This is a genomic window from Pseudomonas sp. PvP001 (assembly GCF_040546375.1).
Taxonomy (GTDB): Bacteria; Pseudomonadota; Gammaproteobacteria; order Pseudomonadales; family Pseudomonadaceae; genus Aquipseudomonas; species Aquipseudomonas coleopterorum.
Genome location: NZ_JBEPNQ010000001.1, coordinates 2,914,775 through 2,935,418 on the forward strand (window position 1 = coordinate 2,914,775; position 20,644 = coordinate 2,935,418).

Here is a 20,644-nt window from a genome sequence, read left to right on the forward strand (position 1 = left end):
CTCCGTGGGCGTAGTGCGCTCAGTCAAGTTTCGAGGGGGGCGGCTGGGGTGCGTCGACGACTCGAGGCGTGCTCGGCGGCTCCGCCTGTGCAGGCGTGGCGGCCGGCTGCAGGGTGCCGGTGCTTTCGCCTGGCTCGGCGGGCACCAGCTTGTACTCTTTGCCGGTGGTGTTCTTCAGGTAGATCTCCATCTGCCGGAACGAAATATTGATGTTCTGGCGTTTGAATTCCTTGTTGATGAACCGATTGATCTCGTCCAGCACCGGGTTGCGGTCGCCCAGGTCACGCACGTGCATGCGCAGCTCGTGGTCCAGGGTGCTCTCGCCGAAGTTGAGGAAATACACCAGCGGCTCCGGTTCCTTGAGCACCCGTGGATTGTCCCGTGCCGCCTTGAGCAGCAGGGTCCGCACCAGGTCCAGGTCCGAGCCGTAGTCCACGCCCAGCTTCAAGGTCACCCGGGTGATGGTGTCGGTCAGCGACCAGTTGATCAGTTGCCCGGTGATGAAGGTCTTGTTGGGGACGATGATGTCCTTGCGGTCGAAATCGGTGATGGTGGTCGCGCGGATACGGATCTTGCTCACCGTGCCCGACAGGTTGCCGATGGTGATGGTGTCACCGATACGCACCGGACGCTCGAAGAGAATCATGATGCCGGAGATGAAGTTGGCGAAAATCTCCTGCATGCCGAAACCGATACCCAGCGACAAGGCCGCGACCAGCCATTGCAGCTTGTCCCAGCTCACCCCCAGGGTCGACAGCGTGGACACGAAACCGACACCGGCAATCACGTAGGACAGCAGGGTAGTGGTGGCGTAGGCGCTGCCCTGGGCCAGGTTCAGCTTGGACAGGACCAACACTTCCAGCAGCCCCGGCAGGTTGCCGGCCAGCACGATGGTGATGCCGATGATCATGGCTGCACCGATGAAGTCGCTCAGGCTGATCGGCACCATGCTCATGGCGGCGCCGGTGCCGCTGGTGTATTCGTACAGGGTGATGTTGTCCAGGTAGGCGAACACGCTGATCAGATCGCTCCAGACCCAATACAGCGCGCCGATGAAACCGGCCAGCAAGGCCAGGCGCACCAGGCGCAGGGATTGCTGGTTGACCTGTTCGATGTCCAGGGTCGGCTCTTCGGCCACCGGTTCGCCTTCGCCGCTGTCCTTGGCCAGCTGTCGCTTGGCCAGCGCCCGTTGGTAGGCCAGTCGCCGGGCGGCGACGCTCAGCCCTCGCACGAACGCGGCTTCGATGACCAGCCAGATCATCAGCAGGTACAGGGTGTCGATCAGCCGGTCGGTGAGCTTGAGCGCGGTGTAGTAGTAGCCGAAGCAGACTGCCACGAACAGGGCGATCGGCAACGCTGTGAACAGCAGGCCGATGGCGCGGCGAAACAGTGAAGCGCTCTTGTGCGTCGGGCTGCTGATCAACAACCGTCCCAGCAGCCAGGCCATCAATGCATAACAGGTGAGCACCACGGCGATGCCGAGCACGTCATCGGCCAGCGCCGAGGGTTGCAGTTCGGCCACCGCCACCACTGAGACCAAAGCCAGCACGACGAAGCCCAGGCGGCGCACCCAGCCTTGCAGAAAGGCCACCTGCGCCCGCTCCCAGCGGAAATGCAGCTCGGCAACGCCGCCGGGGGCGAGGATGCGGTACGCGGTATAGAACACCAGCCACGCCTGGGCGATCTGCAACATGGCCGCGCCCAGGCCGGCATTCTGCCCGCGGGCATCGATCAACAGGGCATAGCCGCACAGTGCCAGGCCCAGGGCCACCGGCATGGCCAGCAGAATGTTGATTAGAATGGCGGCAGGCGTGTGCCACTGGCGGTCGCGCTTGAAGTGGCCGATGTCCTGATGCACTGCATTGAGTTTCTGGTAGAGAAACGCGCGCTTCCACTGCAGCAGACCGATCACCAGCAGCAGCGGCAGGAACAGCAAGGGTCGCTGCACCAGACCGTCGGTCAGCTCGCTCACGCTGGACGCCCAGGGCAGGGTGGTGACCTGGTTTTCCAGGCGCCGCGGCACCGCCTTGAACCACTCGTCATCCAGCGGCTTGTTGCTGGGGATCCAGAACATCTGCTCGTCCAGCGTGGCACGCAGGCTTTGGGCGGTGCTGAGCAGCTGTTTCTGGTTGAGCTGCAGGGTGATCGATTCGTTGAGCAGTGCGCTCAGTTCCCGGTTCAGCCGTTCGAGCAGGTCGCTGCGGGTGACCGCCAGCTCCAGCAGGCTTTTGCGCAACTGCGGCGTGTTCTGGTCCTGCGCCTGATTGGCCAGCAAGTTATCCACATAGGCTGCCGGATTGCTGATGGCTTCCCGCTGTTGGTTGACTTCGAACTGGTACAAACGGATATCGGCGATTTCGTCGGCCAGGTCGCGGTCGACCTTCAGGTGGGGCAAGGCCTGCTTCTGCTTGTAGAGAATCTTGGACAGCAGCAGGCTACCCTTGAGCACGCTGATCTGCTCATCCAAGGCCTGGTCGCTCTGGGTCACGCTGTCGAGCTGCTGGCGGGTCTTGAGGTTCTGCTGGGTCAGTTCGTTGAGGCGGTCGGTGCTGCGCAGCAGGTAGTCGGACAATTTGACGTTGGTCGCACTTTCAGTGGCCAGCACGCTGCTGCCGCCGGCTTTCTGTGCTTCCAGCGATTGCTTGGTGACCGTTTCCTGAGACTGCGCCAGACGCTTCTGATTGATCAGCGTCTGCAGGTCCTGGATTTCCTGATCCAGCCGAGTGGTCTTCTCCAGCACCAGGTCGTGACGGGCGTTGCCCAGGTCCTGCAGGGTGCTGTTACCGGCCAATTCCTGGCGGCGCAGGTTGATCAAGGCGCCGATGGAGGCCTGTTCGGCCACCAGTTGGTTGCGGGTGTCGGGCGTCAGCGCCTTGCCGTCGTTCTTGCCCAGCTTGAGGATGCCGTTGATCTGCTGGATACGGTTCTGGCTGGCACTGATCTCGGTCTGCGCGCGTTCCGGGCGGGTCTGCGCGGTGATGATCAGGCTGTTGGCGTCGGACAGCGCCTTCTGCAGCTCACCTTGTTCGGTGGTGCGCTCGCTGAAGATCTGCTCCAGCTGCGGCACACTCAAGGTCGCATAGCGCTGAGTCACCGGGAGGACCGGCGTGCTCTTGAGGCGGCTCAGTTCGCGCTGTGCCTCAAGGGTCTGCTTGGGGGCATCGGCCAGTTGCTGCTTGAGATCAGCCAGCTTGCGCTCGTTGTCTTCCTGGTTGCCGATCAGGCTCAGGGTCTGCTCGAACACTTGCTGCAGAGCCTTCTGGTCGGCTTCTGGCAGCTTGCGTTCGGCGATCTTGTCGAGGTTCTGTTGCACCGTTTCACGGTTCAGCGGGTCGGCAGCCTGAACACTGGCGACAGCCATGCACAGCCCCAGCAGGGCTGCGGAAAGAAAATTGCGCATAGGTTAAAAGTCGTACAGCTCGAAGAGAGATGGGCAGTTTAGAGGAAGAGCCCAGGCGCTGGACGACTTCCTTCGGGGAATTTGACGCCCACTTTCATGATCCGGTTCCCGTCCATGACCGCGACCGTCCACAGCGTGCCGTTCCACTCCACGTGGTCGCCGACGATCGGCGCGCCGCCGACCCGCTGCATGATGAAGCGGCTGAGCGGCATTTGCGGATCCAGACCGTCGAGCTTGAGGCCGTAGAGCGCCGAGACGGCGCCCAGTTCGGCGTCGCCTTCGAGCACGAAGTCGCCGAAGAAACGCAGGTCCAGACCGCGTTGTGGCGCGCGGCTGAACAGTTTGCCCAGAGCGGGCAGGTTGTGCTCATGGCCGATCACGCACAGCAAGTCGTCCACTTCCAGGACCGTACTGCCCGACGGGTGGAGCAGTTGCTGGCCGCGAAACAATGCGGCGATGCGCGTGCCTTCGGGCATCTTCAGCTCGCGCAGGGCGGCGCCGATGCACCATTTTTCCGCGCCCAGGCGATAGACGAACAGCTCCCACTCGCTGGTGATGTGCACTTCCAGGGCCGAGCGGGAGATCGGCGCCGGGTCCGGCGGCACGGTGACCTTGAGCAGCTTGGCCACCCACGGCAGGCTGGTGCCTTGCACCAGCAGCGACACCAGCACGATGAAGAAGGCCAGGTTGAAGAACAGCTGCGCATCCGGCAGTCCGGCCATCAATGGGAACACCGCCAGGATGATCGGTACCGCACCGCGCAGCCCGACCCAGGAAATGAACGCCTTTTCGCGGCCTTGGAAAGCCTTGAACGGCAGCAGGCCGACCATCACCGACAGCGGCCGTGCGATCAGGATCATCCACAGCGCCAAGGCGAGGGCGGGCAGGGCGATGGGCAGCAGGTCGTGGGGCGTGACCAGCAGGCCCAGCACCAGGAACATGCCGATCTGTGCCAGCCAGGCCATGCCGTCGAGCATGTGCAGAATGCCGTGGCGGCTACGGATCGGTTTGTTGCCCATGACCAGGCCGCACAGGTACACGGCGAGGAAGCCGCTGCCGTGCAGGGCGTTGGTCAAGGCGAACACCAGCAAGCCACCGGCCACTACCAGGATCGGGTACAGGCCGGTGGCCAGGTTGATGCGGTTGACCAGTTGCAGCATGACCCAGCCGCCGCCCAGACCAATCACGCCGCCGATGCCGAACTCGCGCAGCAGGTGGCCGAGCAGGCCCCAATGCAGACCGGTCTGGCCGCTGGCGATCATGTCGATCAGGGTCACGGTGAGAAACACCGCCATCGGGTCGTTACTGCCCGATTCGATTTCGAGCGTTGCGGTCACCCGCTCGTTCAGGCCCTTGCCACCCAGCAGCGAGAATACCGCCGCGGCGTCGGTGGAGCCGACGATGGCGCCGATCAACAGCCCCTGGATCATGCTCAGGTCGAACAGCCAGGCCGCGACCGCGCCGGTCAGCGCAGTGGTGATCAGCACCCCGACCGTGGCCAGCGACAGCGCCGGCCACAACGCCACGCGAAAACTCGAAACCCGCGTGCGCAAACCGCCGTCGAGCAAAATCACTGCCAGCGCCAGGTTGCCGACCAGGTAGGCCGTCGGGTAGTTGTTGAAGATGATGCCGCCACCATCCACACCGGCGGCCATGCCGACGGCGAGGATGATCACCAGAATGGGAATGCCCAGCCGAGAGGACAGCGAGCTGACCAGAATACTTGCACCCACCAGCAACGCGCCGATCAAGAACAGGCTGTTGATGAAGGTGGCGTCCAAGGGCAGTACTCCGTAAGCAGTGGCAGAACCGGCAACATGCAGGCCTCGTGCCAACGGATTCTAACCCGTGTAAACGCATGTATGTCAAAGGATTTGCCCGGCGCCGCCCATACGTCGCAGGCAAGCGCGCAGGGTGCGCGGCCCACAAACACAACGGGCGCCCTGAGGCGCCCGTTGTGTCGAACCGATCAGCTTCAATCGGTCAGCATCAGCCGATGCTCATCAAGCTGGCGTTGCCGCCGGCCGCAGCGGTGTTCACGCTCAGTGCCCGCTCGATCACCAGACGCTCCAGGCAGATCCCGGTTTCACCCTGGGACAGGCCGTGCACGCCGACGATGGCACCACCGCGTTTGGCGACTTGCTCGCAGACCGCACGCAGCTGATCGGAATCACCGTGATGCAGCACTGCGTCGAACAGCACCTCGTCCTTGTTCCACTCCGGTACCAGCTTGACCCGTGCCTGGACTTCCTTGGGCAGACGGGCGCGCACGGCCTTGCTCAAGGCGTTGTCCGGCAGCACTGCGCTGGAGCCCACGGCCATCACCGCCGCCAGTTGCACCAGCAGGTCGGCTTCCACCTCGGCCAGGCACAGCACGTGCTCGCGCGGCAGGATGGTGTAGCTGTTGCGTTCACCGGTCGGGCCATCGAGCAGACGGGTCACGCCGCTCTGCGACTGAGTGGCAAATTCACCGCACAGTTGCGCCAGCTCGGCCTGCTGAGTGCTCGCGGCCCAGGCTTGCAACGCCTGCAACGGCTTGCCCAGGGCATCGCGCAGGCGCACGTCGGGGGCGAGCCCGGCGTCGCTGCGCTGGAACGACTGGGCGATGGCATCGTTGGGTCGGGTCGACAGCAGCCGGTACAGGTACAGCGGGCCACCGGCCTTGGGACCTGTGCCCGAAAGGCCCTCGCCGCCGAACGGCTGCACACCCACCACGGCGCCGACGATGTTGCGGTTGACGTAGACGTTGCCGGCATGGACGTTGTCGATCACCTTGGCGATGGTCTCGTCGATGCGCGTGTGCACGCCCAGGGTCAGGCCATAGCCGGAAGCGTTGATCTGAGCGATCAACTGATCCAGATCGCGACGCTTGTAGCGCACCACGTGCAGCACGGGGCCGAAGATCTCGCGTTGCAGCTCATCGAAGCTTTCCAGTTCGATCAGGGTTGGCATGACGAAGGTGCCGCGCTTGATCTCGGCGCTGTCGGCAATGGCCATCTGATAGACATCACGGCCTTTGTCGCGCATGCCCTGGATGTGCTTCTCGATGCCGGTCTTGGCTTCGGCGTCGATCACCGGGCCAATGTCCACGCTCAGGCGCTCGGGGTTGCCCAGGCGTGCTTCGGCCATGGCGCCCTTGAGCATTTCGATCACACGGTCGGCGGAATCCTCCTGCAGGCAGAGCACGCGCAGGGCCGAGCAACGCTGGCCAGCGGAGTCGAATGCCGAGGACACCACATCGATCACCACCTGTTCGGTGAGCGCCGAGGAATCGACGATCATCGCGTTCTGGCCACCGGTTTCGGCGATCAATGGAATCGGACGCCCTTGCGCATCCAGACGTCCGGCGATGTTGCGCTGCAGCAGCCGCGCCACCTCGGTGGAGCCGGTGAACATCACGCCTTTGACCCGGTCATCGCCCACCAGCCGTGCGCCGACGGTTTCACCGCGGCCCGGCAGCAGTTGCAGCACGCCCTCCGGAATGCCGGCGTCGAGCAGCAGGCGCACGGCCTGAGCGGCCACCAACGGAGTTTGCTCCGCAGGCTTGGCCAGCACCGGGTTGCCCGCGGCCAACGCCGCAGCCACCTGGCCGGTGAAGATCGCCAGCGGGAAGTTCCACGGGCTGATGCACACCACCGGCCCCAGCGGGCGATGGGCGTCGTTGTTGAAATCATTGCGTGCCTGCACCGCGTAGTAGCGCAGGAAGTCCACGGCCTCGCGCACTTCGGCGATGGCGTTGGCGAAGGTCTTGCCGGCCTCGCGGGCCAGCAGGCCCATCAACGGCTGAATCTCGGCTTCCATCAGGTCCGCGGCGCGCTCCAGTACGGCGGCGCGCTCGGCTGGCGGGGTGGCCTGCCAGATCGGGCCGTTGATCAGCGCACACTGAATGGCGTTGTCGACGTCGGTGACCGTGGCCTCCTGAACATGGCCGACCACGTCGCGCAGATCGGACGGGTTCAGCACTGGCTGGGCCGGTTCGTTGCTGGCCTCGCAGCCCAGCAGCGGCAGGGCTTTCCAGTCGTTGTGAGCAGTGGCCAGCAGGGCGGACGACAGCGATGCGAGGCGATGTTCGTTGGCCATGTCGATGCCGGCCGAGTTGGCCCGGTCGCTGCCGTACAGATCGCGCGGCAGGGGGATGCGCGGGTGCGGCAAGCCGAACTGACCTTCCTGGGTCGCCATCCGCTCGATGGTGGCCACTGGGTCGGCGACCAGTTCCTGGATGGAGATGGACTGATCGGCGATACGGTTGACGAACGAGGTGTTGGCGCCGTTCTCCAGCAAGCGGCGGACCAGGTAGGCCAGCAGCGTTTCATGGGTGCCGACCGGTGCATACACGCGGCATGGACGGTTCAGCTTGCCATCGGCAACCTTGCCCACCACCTGCTCGTACAGCGGTTCGCCCATGCCGTGCAGGCACTGGAATTCGTACTGGCCGGGGTAATAGTTCTGGCCGGCAATGTGGTAGATGGCCGCCAGCGTATGGGCGTTGTGGGTCGCGAACTGCGGGTAGATGACTTCCGGCACCGACAGCAGCTTGCGTGCGCAGGCCACGTAGGACACGTCGGTGTACACCTTGCGGGTGTACACCGGGTAGCCTTCCAGGCCCTCGACCTGGGCGCGCTTGATTTCGCTGTCCCAGTAGGCGCCTTTCACCAGGCGGATCATCAGGCGATGACGGCTGCGACGAGCTAGGTCGATGACGTAGTCGATCACATACGGGCAGCGCTTCTGGTAGGCCTGGATGACGAAGCCGATACCGTTCCAGCCGGTCAGCTGCGGCTCGAAGCACAGGCGTTCGAGCAGGTCCAGCGACAGCTCCAGGCGGTCTGCCTCCTCGGCGTCGATGTTCAGGCCGATGTCGTATTGCTTGGCCAGCAGGGTCAGCGACAGCAGGCGCGGGTACAGCTCTTCCATCACGCGCTCGTACTGGGCCCGGCTGTAGCGCGGATGCAGCGCCGACAGCTTGATCGAGATGCCGGGGCCTTCATAGATACCGCGGCCGTGGGAGGCCTTGCCGATCGAGTGGATCGCCTGCTCGTAGGAGGCCAGGTATTTCTGCGCATCGTGCTCGGTCAGCGCCGCCTCGCCCAGCATGTCGTAGGAGTAGCGGAAACCCTTGCTCTCGAATTTGCTGGCGTTGGCCAGGGCTTCGCCGATGGTTTCGCCGGTGACGAACTGCTCGCCCATCAGGCGCATGGCCATGTCTACGCCCTTGCGGATCATCGGCTCGCCGCTCTTGCCGATGATGCGGCTGAGCGACGACGACAGGCCCGATTCGTTGTGCGTGGACACCAGCTTGCCGGTCAGCAGCAGGCCCCAGGTCGCAGCGTTGACGAACAACGATGGGCTGTTGCCCAGGTGCGGGTGCCAGTTGCCGGTGCTGATCTTGTCGCGGATCAGGGCATCGCGGGTGCCCTTGTCGGGGATGCGCAGCAGTGCTTCGGCCAGGCACATCAAGGCCACGCCTTCCTGGGAGCTGAGCGAAAATTCCTGCAGCAGGCCCTGAACGATCCCGGCACGACCGCCCGCGCTTTTCTGGTTGCGCAGCTTCTCGGCGATGCGCGCCGCCAGCTTGTTGGTGGCATCGGCCATGTCGGCCGGCAGGCGTGCCTGCTCCAGCAGCATCGGCACCACCTCAGGCTCGGGACGACGATAGGCGCCAGTGATCGCGGCGCGCAGTACCGACTGCGGCAGGATGCTTTCGGCGAATTCGAGGAAGCACTGATGGGCATGGTCGGGCTGGATGTCGCCCGCATCGTCATTGCCACTCACCCCGGCACTGGTCAGCTCGCTCAGCGTCGCGCCACCTTCCAGCTTCTCCAGGTAGTTGAAGATTGCCTGCTTGATCAACCAGTGCGGCGTACGGTCGATGGACTGCGCGCAAGCCTTGAGGCGTTCGCGGGTCGGGTCGTCCAGTTTGACGCCCAGGGTGGTGGTTGCCATTTCTTGTCCTCATCAGGGCCACGGTGCGTGGCAATAAAGCCGGCGGCAAGATTAGCCGTGCGCTTTGCGGGGTGCAACCAGGTGCAACCTGGATCTCGATGAAAGTTGCACCGCTCGACGGAAAATCTTTTTGCATGGGTTGAATCTGCACAAACCCGGTGCAGATGTGTAGCCGTAAACAGGCAAATGCTCCGAAAGGAAGCACATGCGGGGTGTTTGTCCAGATGTTTCCAAAGGTGCAACTACCTTGCCAAAAGGGTTGCGCCTGTTCGTGGAGCAGGCCTAAAGTTCGGGCCCTTCCAGCCAATCGAGACGTTTTGCAATCTGCCGACCCGCACGCGAAGCGCCTGAGCGCGCTCGCTGGCTCATAAAAACAAATCAAGGAGACACCCCATGAGTGTCAGCAACCCCACTCTGATCACCTTCGTGATCTACATCGCTGCCATGGTCCTGATCGGCCTGTTCGCCTATCGATCCACCAACAATCTTTCCGACTACATTCTTGGCGGACGCAGCCTTGGCAGCGTGGTCACGGCACTGTCCGCCGGTGCCTCGGACATGAGCGGCTGGCTGCTCATGGGCCTGCCGGGGGCGATCTACATGTCCGGTCTTTCGGAGGGCTGGATCGCCATCGGCCTGATCATCGGCGCCTACCTGAACTGGTTGTTCGTTGCGGGCCGGCTGCGCGTGCAGACCGAACACAACGGCGACGCGCTGACCTTGCCGGACTATTTCGCCGGGCGCTTCGAAGACACCAGCGGCCTGTTGCGGATCATCTCTGCGGTCGTGATCCTGGTGTTCTTCACCATCTATTGCGCATCCGGCATCGTCGCCGGGGCGCGGTTGTTCGAAAGCACCTTCGGCATGTCCTATGAATCGGCCCTGTGGGCTGGCGCCGCGGCGACCATCGCCTACACCTTCGTCGGCGGCTTCCTGGCGGTGAGCTGGACCGACACCGTGCAGGCCACCCTGATGATCTTCGCCCTGATCCTCACACCGATCGTCGTGGTGCTGGCCACCGGCGGTGTCGACACGGCGTTCCTGGCCATCGAGGCGCAGAACCCGGCCAATTTCGACATGCTGCGCGGCACCACTTTCATCGGCATCGTTTCGCTGCTGGGCTGGGGCCTTGGCTATTTCGGTCAACCGCACATCCTCGCGCGCTTCATGGCGGCCGATTCGGTGCGATCCATCGCCAAGGCTCGCCGCATCTCGATGACCTGGATGATCCTTTGCCTGGGCGGTACCGTGGCTGTGGGCTTCTTCGGCATCGCCTACTTTTCAGCCAATCCTGAACTGGCCGGACCGGTCACCGAAAACCACGAGCGCGTGTTCATCGAGCTGGCCAAGCTGCTGTTCAACCCATGGATTGCGGGCGTGTTGCTGTCGGCCATCCTGGCCGCAGTGATGAGCACGCTCAGCTGCCAGTTGCTGGTGTGCTCCAGCGCCCTGACCGAGGACTTTTACAAGGCGTTCCTGCGCAAGGGCGCGTCTCAGCGCGAGTTGGTCTGGGTCGGCCGCATGATGGTGCTGCTGGTGGCGCTGGTCGCGATCTGGCTGGCGTCCAATCCCGAGAATCGCGTACTGGGTCTGGTCAGCTATGCCTGGGCAGGATTCGGCGCGGCATTCGGGCCGGTGGTGCTGATTTCGGTGGTCTGGAAAGGCATGACCCGCAACGGCGCCCTGGCCGGCATTCTGGTGGGCGCGGCGACGGTGATCCTGTGGAAACACTTCGAGCTGCTGGGGCTGTACGAGATCATTCCGGGCTTCGCGTTTGCCAGCCTGGCCATCATGATCGTCAGCAAGCTGGGCCGCGGTCCGTCACCAGCCATGATCAGCCGCTTCGAACGCGCCGAGGCGGCTTTCCACCAAGGCAAGTGATGCAGTGCCTGGGCGATCGCCTTCGCGGGCAGAGGGCTCAGCCGCCCGCCCCGCTCCCACATGTTCTCCGCCGTCCTGTGGGAGCGGGCTCTGCCCGCGAAAGGGCCCGTCCAGCCACCGCAAAAATCCCATCCGAAATGCTAGACTCCTGCCCATCTGCAGGAGTCCCCATGAACTATCGTCATGCCTTCCACGCCGGCAATCACGCCGACGTGTTCAAACATATCGTCCTCACCCGGTTGATTGCGCTGATGTCGCGCAAGGAACAGCCGTTCGCCTATATCGACACCCATGCCGGCCTCGGCCTGTACGACCTGCGCGGCGACCAGGCGACCCGCACCGGTGAATGGCTCGAAGGCATCGCCCGGCTGTGGCATGCCACTGACCGTCCCGCGCTGACCGACGATTACGTCAAGGTGATCAACCGCCTCAACGCCGAAGGCGAGCTGCGTTACTACCCAGGGTCGCCCGAACTGGCGCGGCGGCTGATGCGCCAGCAGGACCGCGTGCTGCTCAACGAAAAGCATCCGGACGATGGCCAGTTGCTCAAGGACAACATGAAGAAGGACCCGCGGGTGGCGGTGCACCTGGGCGAGGGCTGGCACGTGCCGCGAGCCTTGCTGCCCGTGGCCGAAAAACGCGCGGTGATGCTGATCGACCCGCCGTTCGAACAACTGGACGAGTTGCAGCGCTGCGCCAAGGCCATGAAGGAAACCATCGGCCGCATGCGCCAGACCGTGGCCGCCATCTGGTACCCGATCAAGGACGATTCGCGCGCCCTCAAGCGCTTCTACCAGGAACTCACCAGCAGCGGCGCGCCCAAGCTTCTGCGCGTGGAGCTGCTGGTGCACCCGCTGGACACGCCACAGAGCCTGAACGGCTCGGGCCTGGTCATTTCCAACCCACCGTGGGGGCTGGAAGAAGAGCTCAACACGCTGATGCCCTGGTTGGCCGATCTGCTCGGCCAGAGCCAGGGCGGCTGGAAGATGGACTGGCTGATCGCCGAATGATCCTCAGGGTGTGAGGCACACCCCGGTTCCGCCCAGCCCGCAATAGCCTTGCGGGTTCTTGGCCAGGTACTGCTGGTGATACGCCTCGGCGTAGTAGAAGGTCGGCGCCGGTTCGATCTGTGTGGTGATCTCACCGTGTCCGGCTGCGGTCAGCTCGGCCTGGAAAGCCTCGCGGGTCGCCTCGGCAGCGGCCAATTGTTGCGGGCTTGTGCAGTAGATCACCGAGCGGTACTGAGTCCCGATGTCGTTGCCCTGGCGCATGCCCTGGGTCGGGTTGTGCGATTCCCAGAACACCTTCAGCAACGCTTCGTAGGACGTCACCTGCGGGTCGAACACCACCAGCACCACTTCACTGTGCCCGGTCAGGCCCGAGCAGGTTTCCTCGTAGGTCGGGTTGGGCGTCATGCCGCCGGCGTAGCCTGCCGCCGTGGTGTACACGCCAGGCTGCTGCCACAGGCGACGTTCCGCGCCCCAGAAACACCCAAGGCCGAAAATCGCCGTTTCGAGTCCCTCGGGAAAGGGACCCAGCAGCGGCTTGCCGTTGACGAAATGCGCCTCCGGTACGCTGATCGCGGTGTCCCGGCCGGGCAGGGCCTGTTGGGCGGTGGGCAAGTCTTGTTTCTTCACCAGAATTTCCGAACGCAGGACCATCGTGCTGTTCCTCTCTCGTGTGCGGGCAAACCCTCAGACCTGCAGTTTGCCCGAATTCGCCGAGAACGTCAGACCGCCGGGCCGCGGGGGTAGCGTTTGAGCCGTTCGATCAGCTCGGCGCCGGGAATCGGCTTGTCGAACAGATAGCCCTGGCCCACATCACAGCGCTGACGGCGCAGGAACGCCAGTTGCTCGGCGGTCTCGATGCCCTCGGCCACCACCTTGAGCTTGAGGTTGTGCGCCATGGCGATCACGGCCGAGGTGATCTCCATGTCGTCCTGGTTGTCCGGGATCTCGTGAATGAAGCTGCGATCGATCTTGATCACATCGATGGGGAATTTCTTCAGGTAGCTGAGCGAAGAATAGCCAGTGCCGAAGTCGTCCATGGCCAGGGTCAGGCCCAGGCGCTTGAGCTGGTCGAGTTGCTGATGGGTGTCCACGGTGGCTTCCAGCAGCAGGCCTTCGGTCAGCTCCAGCTCCAGCAACGAGGCGTCCAGCGCTTCTTCTTGCAGAATATTGGCGATGGAGGCGACCAGGTCGGGGTCGGAAAACTGCTTGGGCGACAGGTTGATCGCCACCTGCAGACGGCCAAGGCCAGCGGCGGTCATGGCCTTGCTCATGCGACAGGCCTGCCGGGCGATCCACTTGCCGATGGGAATGATCAAGCCCGTCTCTTCGGCCACGCTGATGAACTGATCGGGCCGGATCATGCCTTTTTCCGGATGGTTCCAGCGCAAAAGCGCCTCCATGCCCAGCAGGCGACCCGAGCGCAGGCACAGTTTGGGCTGGTAGAACACATCCAGTTCATTCTGGGTCAAGGCGCGCCGCAGGTTGTTCTCCACGAACAGCTTGTAGCTGGCCTCGGCGTTCAGCGCTTCGGTGAACACCTGCACCTGATGCTTGCCGTTGGCCTTGGCCTTGTGCAGGGCAAGGCCGGCGTTTTTCATCAGGGTCTGCGGGTCGCGCCCGTGCAGCGGCGCACAGGCCAGGCCCACGGAGCCGGTGACGTTGATCAACTGGTTGTCCACGAACATCGGCTTGTCGAGGGTCAGCAGCACCTGCTGGGCGATACGCTGGCCGGCCTCCAGGTCGGTGTCGTGCAGCAGCACGGCGAACTCGTTGCTGGCAAAGCGTGCCAGGCTGCCGGCCGGGCTCAGGCTGTTGCGCAGGCGACGCGACAGGCTGACCAGCAGCTTGTCGCCGGTCTGGTGGCCGAGGCTGTCGTTGATTCGCTTGAAGTTGTCGATGTCCACCAGCATCAGGCTGATCGGCCGGTCGCTGTCGTGGGCGAAGCTTTCGTCCAGGCTGCGGATGAACGCCGGGCGGTTGCCCAGATTGGTCAGGTTGTCGGTGTAGGCGAGGCGCTCGATGCGCTGCTGGGCCAGCTTGCTTTGGGTGATGTCCTCGTAGATGCCGATGTAGTGGGTCAGCTCACGGTCATCGCCGTAGACCTTGGAGATCGACAGCTGGCCCCAGTAGGGCTCCAGATTCTTGCGCCGGCTCTTGAATTCGCCTTGCCAGCTATTGCCGTTGGCCAGGCTCGACGGCGCGTCGAACAGCAGTTCGCTGAGGTTTTCCAGGGCCGGTAGGTCCGCCAGACGCTTGCCGTGGACTTCCTCGGTGCTGTACTGGGTGATCGCGGTGAAGCTGGGGTTGACGTACTCCACCACGCCATCGCAATTGACCAGCAGAAAGGCATTGGCACTCTGTTCCACCGCACGTTGAAACAGATTCAAGGCGCTGGTGGCGGCGCGGCGGTCATGGTTGTTGATCACCTGGGCGAATTGGTCGGCAAGCTCGCCGGCGAAGGCAATCTCGTCGGCGCGCCAGACACGTCCGCCGCCACTCTGCTCCAGGCACAGGACACCGACGACCTGACCGTCGATGCGGATACTGGCATCGAGCACGGAGTGAACGTCGCGCAGCGCCAGCAACGGCGCCAGCTGGCAGGTGCGCGGATCAGTGGCCACATCGCTGGCGTCGATGGCACGGCTGGTGTGCAGGGCCCTCAGGTAGTCGGGGTAGTCGCTCAAGTCTACGGCCTGCGGGCAACCATGGGCCTGGCGTTCGCGATGATAGGCGGTGATGGGCGCCAGTTGCTGACCTTGCAGGTTCCACAGGCTGGCGCAATCCACGGCGTAGATTTCACAGGCGTTGCGAGTAATCAGCTCGGCGGCTTCGAGCAAGGGCTTGTGAGTGCCGTAGCGCTGCTGGGCCAGGCTCAGGATCAAGGCCTGCTGGGCGCTGGCGCGCTCCAGATGCTGCAATTGTTCGCGTTGCGCCAACTGGTTCAGTTCAAGCGCCATCTGCAACGGGCTGCTCACGTCGTTTGGCTGCGCAGCATTGTCGAACACGCTATCGACGGCGTCGTCGATGACCACCAGATAGCCGCGCAACAGCTGTCGGTTGCGTTGGCGAAACGCCTCGCCCAGCTCCATCAGGTGCAGGCTGCCTTGGTTGCTGTGCAGGGTGTAACGCACGATGTAATGGGTGCTATCGACCAGTTGCGCCTGGATGGCGTCGTGCAGACGGTGACGGGCCGCCGGTTCCATCAGGCTGGCGTAGGGCGCACCTGTCAGCGAGCACAGTTCTGCCGCAGGCAGACCGAACACGCGTTCGCAGTTCGGATCCAGGAAAAGCAGGGCCCAACTGGCCTCGTTCAGCCGCTCGAAACGCAGCATGCCCAGGCGCGAGGGCACCGGCAGCTGCGTCACTACCTCGGCCACCATGCGGTTGGCGGCATCGGGCTGGCTTTTCATTGAACACTCGCTTCAAGAGTACTGGTCGCGCAGAGACGACAATCCCTACAGACTGGGGTCCCTACAGGCTCGCGCGTGGGGCAAGGTTGCATCATGGCGCTCGGGCTTACAAGCGATACAGTGGCTCGGTGCTTCCATGTTGTCGGCAGGCGCACAAAATTCTGGAATTGGATCCGAAAATAGCGGGTGATGAAGGCATCTACCGTATGGATTGCGTGCGAATAATGAACTTCGGGGTCAAATTCAGGGCAAAAAAAACCCACCGTGAGGTGGGTTTTTCTTATCCGGCCAGCCTTACAGCAGCATGGTACGGATGTCGGTCAGCAGCTCGCCCAGACGCTTGGTGAAGCGGGCAGCGGCAGCGCCGTTGATCACGCGGTGATCGTAGGACAACGACAGCGGCAGCATCAGCTTGGGCTGGAACGCCTTGCCATCCCAGACAGGCTGGATGGTAGCCTTGGAAACACCCAGGATCGCCACTTCCGGCGCGTTGACGATCGGCGTGAAGCCGGTGCCGCCAATGTGCCCGAGGCTGGAAATGGTGAAGCAGGCGCCTTGCATGTCGTCTGCCGAGAGCTTCTTGGTCCGGGCTTTTTCAGCCAGGGCCGCGGCTTCGGCAGCCAGTTGCAGCAGGCTCTTCTGGTCGACGTTCTTGATCACCGGCACCAGCAGGCCGTCCGGCGTATCGACTGCGAAGCCGACGTTGACGTACTTCTTGCGGATGATCGCCTTGCCGCTAGGGGCCAGCGACGCGTTGAAGTCCGGTAGTTCCTTGAGCAGGTGCGCGCAGGCCTTGAGCAGCAACGGCAGCACGGTCAGCTTGACGCCGGCCTTTTCCGCCACGGCTTTCTGCGCCACGCGGAAGGCTTCCAGCTCGGTGATATCGGCCTGGTCGAACTGGGTCACGTGCGGCACGTTCAGCCAGCTGCGGTGCAGGTTGGTAGCACCGGCCTGCATCAGGCGGGTCATCGGCACTTCTTCGGTTTCACCGAAGCGGCTGAAGTCGACGACTGGAATCGGCGGAATGCCTGCACCACCGGTAGCGCCGGCCGCAGCGGCCGGTGCTTCCTTGGCTTTCTGCATCATCGCCTTGACGTAGACCTGCACGTCTTCCTTGAGGATGCGGCCGTGTGGGCCGGTCGGGCTCACTGCGTTCAATTCGACGCCGAACTCGCGCGCCAACTGGCGAACGGCCGGGCCGGCATGAACCTTGGCGCCAGCGGGCTTGGCCGGTGCGGCAGCAGGCTTTTCAGCGGCAGCAGCAGGTGCAGGCGCGGCAGCTGGTTTCGATTCAGCGGGTGCAGGGGCAGGGGCAGGGGCTGCCGCCTGGGCAGGCGCCGCAGGTGCAGCGCCAGCCACTTTCAGCTTGAGGATCAGATCGCCGGTACCGACTTCGTCTTCCAGCTTGACGCTGATACTTTCGACCACGCCGGCAGCCGGAGAAGGAATCTCCATGCTGGCCTTGTCCGATTCCAGAGTGATCAGCGATTGATCGGCCTCGACCGTGTCGCCGGCCTTGACCAGTACTTCGATGATCTTGGCTTTGCCAGCCGAACCGATGTCCGGCACATGGATGTCCTGCACGCTGTCGCCGGCAGGCGCTGCGGCCGGCTTGTCAGCCGGTGCAGGCGCCGCCGCGGCAGGCGCGGGAGCAGCGGCGGCCGGGGCAGCAGCGGGGGCTGCGCCTTCGACCGTCAGCTTGAGGATCAGGTCACCGGTGCCGACTTCGTCGTTCAGGTTGACGCTGATGCTCTCCACCACGCCTGCGGCAGGCGAGGGGATCTCCATGCTCGCCTTGTCCGATTCCAGGGTGATCAAGGACTGATCGGCGGTGACGGTGTCACCCACCTTCACCGAAATCTCGATGATCTGCGCCTTGCCCGACGAACCGATGTCCGGCACGTGGATGTCCTGGCTCGAAGAGGCGGCAGCGGGAGCGGCGGCCGGGGCAGCGGCAGGCGTGGCCTCGGCTTTCTCTTCCAGCTTGGGCTCGGCGGCAGGCTCGGAAGCCTGGGGCGCTTCCTCAGCACCCTCGACGTCCAGCTCCAGCAGTTCGTCGCCTTCTTTCAGGCGGTCGCCCAGCTTGACCTTGATGCTTTTCACGACGCCCGCCTTGGGCGCCGGCACTTCCATGCTGGCCTTGTCCGACTCGAGGGTCAGCAGGCTCTGCTCGGCCTCGATGCGGTCGCCGACCTTGACCAGCAATTCAATGACTTCACCTTCACCGCTGCCGATGTCAGGTACGCGAATGAGTTCGCTCACAAAAAATCTCCTCAGCAGTCCAGTGGGTTGCGTTTGTCAGGGTCGATACCGAACTTGACGATGGCCTCGGCCACCACCTTGGCTTCGATATCGCCGCGATCTGCCAAGGCTTCCAGGGCAGCCAGCACGACGAAGTTGCGGTCCACTTCGAAGAAGTGACGCAGCTTCTTGCGGCTGTCGCTGCGACCGAAGCCATCGGTACCCAGGACTTTGAATTCCTTGGAAGGAACCCACTGACGAATCTGCTCGGCGAACAGTTTCATGTAGTCGGTCGACGCGATGACCGGACCCTTACGGCCGCTCAGGCATTCTTCGACGTAGGTGGTCTGCGGCTTCTGCCCAGGGTGCAGGCGGTTCGAACGTTCCACGGCCAGGCCGTCGCGGCGCAGCTCGTTGAAGCTGGTGACGCTCCACACGTCGGCGGCAACGTTGAACTCTTCGCGCAGGATCTTCGCCGCTTCGCGGACTTCACGCAGGATGGTGCCCGAGCCCAGCAACTGGACGTGGTGCGCCGCTTCCTTGGTGTCTTCCTCGAGCAGGTACATGCCCTTGATGATGCCTTCCTCGGCGCCGGCCGGGATGGCAGGCTGGGTGTAGGCTTCGTTCATCACGGTGATGTAGTAGAAGATGTCCTGTTGCTCTTCGGTCATCTTCTTCATGCCGTCCTGAATGATCACCGCCAGCTCGTAGCCGTAGGTGGGGTCATAGGTGCGGCAGTTCGGGATGGTCGCGGCAAGCAGATGGCTGTGGCCGTCTTCGTGCTGCAGGCCTTCGCCGTTCAGGGTGGTCCGGCCGGCGGTGCCGCCGATCAGGAAGCCACGGGTACGGCTGTCGCCGGCGGCCCATGCCAGGTCACCGATACGCTGGAAACCGAACATCGAGTAGAAGATGTAGAACGGCAGCATCGGCTGGTTGTGGTTGCTGTACGAAGTACCGGCAGCGATGAACGACGACATGGCGCCGGCTTCGTTGATGCCTTCCTCGAGGATCTGGCCCTTCTTGTCCTCGCGATAGAACATCACCTGGTCTTTGTCGACGGGATCGTACAGCTGGCCGACGGAAGAGTAGATGCCCAGCTGGCGGAACATGCCTTCCATACCGAAGGTGCGGGCTTCGTCCGGGATGATCGGGACGATGCGCTGACCGATTTCCTTGTCCTTGACCAGCTGCGACAGGATCCGCACGAAGGCCATGGTGGTGGAGATTTCACGGTCGCCCGAACCGTCCAGGATCGCCTTGAGGGTTTCCAGTGGCGGGGTCGGAACGCTGAAGCTCTTGGCCCGGCGCTGCGGCACGAAACCGCCCAGGGCAGCACGGCGCTCGCTCAGGTAGCGCGCTTCGGCACTGCCTTCTTCAGGCTTGTAGAACGGCAGGCTTTCCAGGTCCTGGTCCTTGACCGGGATGTCGAAGCGGTCGCGGAATTTGCGCAGGCTGTCGACGTCGACCTTCTTGGTGTTGTGCGCGGTGTTCTTGGCTTCGCCTGCACCGGTGCCGTAGCCCTTGATGGTCTTGGCCAGGATGACGGTCGGCTGTTCCTTGTGGTTCACCGCCTGATGGTAGGCCGCATAGACCTTGTACGGGTCGTGGCCACCACGGTTGAGCTTCCAGATCTCGTCGTCGGACAGGTCGGCGACCATGGCCTTGAGTTCCGGAGTATTGAAGAAGTGCTCACGGACGAACGCGCCGTCCTTGGCCTTGTAGTTCTGGTACTCGCCGTCGATGACTTCGTCCATGCGACGCTGCAGGATACCGTCGACGTCCTTGGCCAGCAGTGGGTCCCAGAAACGGCCCCAAACCACTTTGTTGACATTCCAGCCACCGCCGCGGAACACGCCTTCGAGTTCCTGGATGATCTTGCCGTTGCCGCGAACCGGGCCGTCGAGGCGCTGCAGGTTGCAGTTGATGACGAAGATCAGGTTGTCCAGCTTCTCGCGGCCTGCCAGGGAGATCGCACCCAAGGATTCGGGCTCGTCGCACTCGCCGTCGCCCATGAAGCACCAGATCTTCTGCTTGCCGGCCGGGATATAGCCGCGCGCTTCCATGTACTTCATGAAGCGTGCCTGGTAGATCGCCTGGATCGGACCCAGACCCATGGAAACGGTCGGGAACTGCCAGAAATCAGGCATCAGCCAAGGGTGCGGGTACGAGGACAGGCCTTTGCCGTCCACTTCCTGGCGGAAGTTGTTCATCTGATCTTCGCTGATGCGGCCTTCCATGAAGGCGCGAGCGTAGACGCCAGGCGAGGCGTGGCCCTGGAAGTAGATGAGGTCGCCGCCGTGTTCGTCGGTCGGGGCCTGGAAGAAGTAGTTGAAGCCGATGTCGTACAGGGTCGCGCTGGAGGCGAAGCTGGAAATGTGGCCGCCCAGATCCGGGTCGCGCAGGTTGGTCCGGACCACCATCGCCAGTGCGTTCCAACGCACCAACGAGCGAATGCGGCGTTCCATGAACAGGTCGCCAGGCATGCGTGCTTCGTGGGTGACGGGGATGGTGTTGCGGTACGGCGTGGTGATGGCGTAAGGGAGTTGTGAACCACTGCGGGTGGCCAACTCACCCATGCGGGTCATCAGGTAGTGAGCGCGGTCTTCGCCTTCTTTGTCGAGGACCGACTCCAGGGCATCCAGCCATTCCTGGGTTTCGACGGGATCGAGGTCTTGCATGGCTTGCTCCAGGGCGGAAAGGCTTCCAGAATCGAAGCCTGAGTTTGCGACTGGCCTTGTGGGCAGACGATATTGAATTCT

At 63.4% G+C, this 20,644-nt stretch carries 9 protein-coding genes; 2 read left to right on the top strand and 7 right to left on the bottom strand.

The genetic code is table 11. The features are described from left to right. Nucleotides 1-19: 19 nt before the first annotated feature. The 3 genes from mscK to putA all read right to left on the bottom strand — a co-directional run bounded on the left by mscK (nucleotide 20) and on the right by putA (nucleotide 9,343). Nucleotides 20-3,400, bottom strand: coding sequence for a mechanosensitive channel MscK (gene mscK / locus ABMD26_RS13280; RefSeq protein ID WP_354309992.1), 3,381 nt, complete (start codon nucleotides 3,398-3,400; stop codon nucleotides 20-22). Nucleotides 3,401-3,438: 38 nt separating this feature from the next. Next, entirely contained in the window at nucleotides 3,439-5,181 is a 1,743-nt protein-coding gene (locus ABMD26_RS13285) for a potassium/proton antiporter (RefSeq protein ID WP_134721669.1), read from the bottom strand. 208 nt (nucleotides 5,182-5,389) lie between these two features. After that, the gene (putA, locus tag ABMD26_RS13290) at nucleotides 5,390-9,343 is read right to left on the bottom strand and encodes a trifunctional transcriptional regulator/proline dehydrogenase/L-glutamate gamma-semialdehyde dehydrogenase (protein WP_354309994.1); all 3,954 of its coding nucleotides are present in this window, start codon (nucleotides 9,341-9,343) and stop codon (nucleotides 5,390-5,392) included. A 393-nt stretch (nucleotides 9,344-9,736) separates the two neighbouring features. On the opposite strand from putA, the gene putP reads away from it, so the two are divergent. Further along, entirely contained in the window at nucleotides 9,737-11,224 is a 1,488-nt protein-coding gene (gene putP, locus ABMD26_RS13295; protein WP_354309996.1) for a sodium/proline symporter PutP, read from the top strand. 170 nt (nucleotides 11,225-11,394) lie between these two features. Continuing rightward, on the top strand, nucleotides 11,395-12,234 hold the full coding sequence (locus ABMD26_RS13300; protein WP_354309998.1) for a 23S rRNA (adenine(2030)-N(6))-methyltransferase RlmJ: 840 nt from the start codon (nucleotides 11,395-11,397) through the stop codon (nucleotides 12,232-12,234). Between the two features lie 3 nt (nucleotides 12,235-12,237). On the opposite strand, the gene msrA is transcribed toward ABMD26_RS13300, so the two are convergent. From msrA to aceE, 4 genes are all read right to left on the bottom strand, one after another. After that, nucleotides 12,238-12,885, bottom strand: a complete 648-nt coding sequence (gene msrA / locus ABMD26_RS13305) for a peptide-methionine (S)-S-oxide reductase MsrA (RefSeq protein WP_354310000.1) — start codon at nucleotides 12,883-12,885, stop codon at nucleotides 12,238-12,240. Between the two features lie 68 nt (nucleotides 12,886-12,953). Next, nucleotides 12,954-15,644 (bottom strand): sensor domain-containing phosphodiesterase, encoded by a 2,691-nt coding sequence (locus ABMD26_RS13310; RefSeq protein WP_354310002.1) that lies wholly within the window; start codon nucleotides 15,642-15,644, stop codon nucleotides 12,954-12,956. 294 nt (nucleotides 15,645-15,938) lie between these two features. Further along, nucleotides 15,939-17,906 (bottom strand): dihydrolipoyllysine-residue acetyltransferase, encoded by a 1,968-nt coding sequence (aceF, locus tag ABMD26_RS13315; RefSeq protein WP_354310005.1) that lies wholly within the window; start codon nucleotides 17,904-17,906, stop codon nucleotides 15,939-15,941. An 11-nt stretch (nucleotides 17,907-17,917) separates the two neighbouring features. Then, on the bottom strand, nucleotides 17,918-20,563 hold the full coding sequence (gene aceE, locus ABMD26_RS13320; protein ID WP_056844631.1) for a pyruvate dehydrogenase (acetyl-transferring), homodimeric type: 2,646 nt from the start codon (nucleotides 20,561-20,563) through the stop codon (nucleotides 17,918-17,920). Nucleotides 20,564-20,644 lie beyond the last annotated feature (81 nt).

What these genes read in the sequence shown, in the direction of transcription:
- aceE (WP_056844631.1), bottom strand. Translation starts at nt 20,563, where the DNA reads ATGCAAGACCTCGATCCCGTCGAAACCCAGGAATGGCTGGATGCCCTG.
- putA (WP_354309994.1), bottom strand. Translation starts at nt 9,343, where the DNA reads ATGGCAACCACCACCCTGGGCGTCAAACTGGACGACCCGACCCGCGAA.
- msrA (WP_354310000.1), bottom strand. Translation starts at nt 12,885, where the DNA reads ATGGTCCTGCGTTCGGAAATTCTGGTGAAGAAACAAGACTTGCCCACC.
- ABMD26_RS13310 (WP_354310002.1), bottom strand. Translation starts at nt 15,644, where the DNA reads ATGAAAAGCCAGCCCGATGCCGCCAACCGCATGGTGGCCGAGGTAGTG.
- mscK (WP_354309992.1), bottom strand. Translation starts at nt 3,400, where the DNA reads ATGCGCAATTTTCTTTCCGCAGCCCTGCTGGGGCTGTGCATGGCTGTC.
- ABMD26_RS13300 (WP_354309998.1), top strand. Translation starts at nt 11,395, where the DNA reads ATGAACTATCGTCATGCCTTCCACGCCGGCAATCACGCCGACGTGTTC.
- putP (WP_354309996.1), top strand. Translation starts at nt 9,737, where the DNA reads ATGAGTGTCAGCAACCCCACTCTGATCACCTTCGTGATCTACATCGCT.